At 58.7% G+C, this 2,104-nt stretch carries 2 protein-coding genes and 1 other RNA gene; all 3 read right to left on the bottom strand.

Annotated elements, in window-relative coordinates; translation table 11 throughout:
• Positions 1-230: 230 nt before the first annotated feature.
• Positions 231-607: a transfer-messenger RNA gene (gene ssrA, locus IBX54_RS14700) on the bottom strand.
• Positions 608-620: 13 nt separating this feature from the next.
• On the bottom strand, positions 621-1,313 hold the full coding sequence (locus IBX54_RS14695) for an HAD family hydrolase (protein ID WP_296543398.1): 693 nt from the start codon (positions 1,311-1,313) through the stop codon (positions 621-623).
• On the bottom strand, positions 1,310-2,032 hold the full coding sequence (gene ubiG, locus IBX54_RS14690; RefSeq protein ID WP_296543397.1) for a bifunctional 2-polyprenyl-6-hydroxyphenol methylase/3-demethylubiquinol 3-O-methyltransferase UbiG: 723 nt from the start codon (positions 2,030-2,032) through the stop codon (positions 1,310-1,312). The genes IBX54_RS14695 and ubiG overlap by 4 nt, the downstream gene beginning before the upstream one ends.
• Positions 2,033-2,104: the final 72 nt, after the last annotated feature.

The following is a 2,104-nucleotide window of genomic DNA, read 5'->3' as shown; positions in this document are numbered from 1 at the left end:
TTGCAAACCACCCCCGCGTAAGTCGTTGATTTCATTGAATGTGCCCTTGTGAAAAGTCACAAGGGTTACTGAGAACAGAGAGAGAAAACGGGGGAAATGAGGTCAAAAACGGGCAAAAATACCCAAATTTGATAGCGAAATAATCAAGAGGCAAATCGCGTAAGTGCGCGCCACCATTGAGTTTTTAGGCTAAAAAAAGCCCAACTGAAAAGAGTTGGGCTTTTTATGTATGGTGGAGCTGGCGGGATTTGAACCCGCGTCCGCAAACCTTCTTCGAACAGTTCTACATGTGTAGCCGTCTGATTTGAATCTCGCTTTTCGCATCGCGCAGTGGCACGCTATGCAAATCGCCAGTAACCTATTTTCTCAAACCGCCCTAAGTTACCCAAGGCGACTCCAGCCGAATTAAATTACCCCACAGCCTGGACAGCTTGCGCTACCCTTGCCCAGCCGATCGGCTGACTGTTGTGAGGCTCACGTGCAATTAAGCAGCGAGTGCGAAACGTTCGTCGTTTGCAGTTAGTTTTTTTGAATCTGTTTTACGAGCTCATTCAGCTCGACATGCCCTGCCGCGCGTCCGAATCCACGTCGAAACCAGTGCAGCCCCTGAGCCTCGCATTTTAGGCCACGCTGGAAAATTGCAAGAGCGGCAGCAGTTCATTCACACAATTAATTGTGGCATTTGCGCCCCACCGGTGGGTGTCGGCCTGTGCCCCGAGGTAGCCGTAAGTAACCGCCACAGTGGCCATACCGGCGGCTTGGCCGGCCACAATGTCACGTTCGTCGTCGCCTACATAAACACAGCGACCGGCATCCACCCCCAGGCGGCGGGCGGCTTCCAGCAGGGGCGCCGGGTGCGGCTTGGCGAAGGGCGTGGTGTCGCCGCTGACAATGGTGCCGGCTGTGGCGAACAAGGCCATCGAACCAGTCAGTGGCAGACTGAAGCGCTCGGACTTGTTGGTCACCACGCCCCATTTCACACCTTGCGCGACAAAACGCGCCAGCAACTCGGGTACACCGTCGAAGATTTGCGTGCGCTGCGTCAGGCTGCGCTCATAAATGCAAAAAAACTCTTCGCGCAGGGTGTCGTAATCTGCGTGTTCGGGCGTCATGCCAAACGCCACGCCCAGCAGGCCGCGGGCACCGGCACCCGCCATGGGTCGGTACTGCGCCAGCGGCAGCGATGGCAGGCCGCGCGCAACACGCATGGCGTCTGCGGCGGCGGCCAGGTCCGGGGCGCTATCGATTAGCGTACCGTCCAGGTCGAACAGTACCGCTTGCACATCAGCAAAACGGACGCACTGGTTCGTCACGCGGGCAGGAACGCCGGTTTTTGCGTGGCCAGCAGGTAGTTGACGCTGGTGTTGCTGTTGAGCCAGTAGCGCTGCGTGATCGGGTTGAACGACAAGCCGCGCGATTGCGTCACATTCAGGCCGGCACGACGGCAGAAGCCCGCCAGTTCGCTGGGGCGGATGAATTTGGCAAATTCGTGGGTGCCGCGCGGCAGCATGTTGAGCACGTATTCAGCACCGATGATGGCTTGCAAAAAGGACATCGGGGTGCGATTAAGTGTGGAGAAAAATACCCAGCCGCCCGGCTTGACCAGCGTCGTGCAGGCTTGCACCACCGAGGCCGGGTCGGGCACGTGCTCCAGCATTTCCATGCAGGTCACCACATCGAAGCTGGCGGGCTGCTCAAGCGCCATGGCCTCGGCGCTGATCTCGCGGTATTGCACGTTGTCGGTTTGCGCATCCATGGCATGCAGTTGGGCAATGCGCAGTGCCTTGGTGGACAGATCGATGCCGGTGGCCATTGCGCCCGAGCGCGCCAGCGAGTCAGTCAGGATGCCGCCGCCGCAACCCACGTCGAGCGCGGTTTTACCCTGGAGCGGGCACAGGCCATTGATCCAGGCCAGGCGCAAGGGGTTAATCTGGTGCAGCGGGCGAAATTCGCCCTCGGTGTCCCACCAGCGGTGGGCCAGGTCAGAAAATTTGGCCAGCTCGGCCGGGTCAGCGTTGATAGTTGTGTTCATGCCTGGATTATCCGAAATTTAATCGGCATAGGGGGCCTCCATTGTAGGAGGCGCCCCTGCCACACCACCCGG

This window comes from Rhodoferax sp. (assembly GCF_014859475.1).
Classification (GTDB): Bacteria; Pseudomonadota; Gammaproteobacteria; order Burkholderiales; family Burkholderiaceae_C; genus Rhodoferax.
The sequence above is the reverse complement of the archived record's forward strand: the minus strand, read 5'-3'. Positions and strand labels throughout refer to the sequence as shown.

Excerpts from the sequence above, each read along its gene's own strand:
- ubiG (WP_296543397.1), bottom strand. The coding sequence starts at position 2,032 with ATGAACACAACTATCAACGCTGACCCGGCCGAGCTGGCCAAATTTTCT.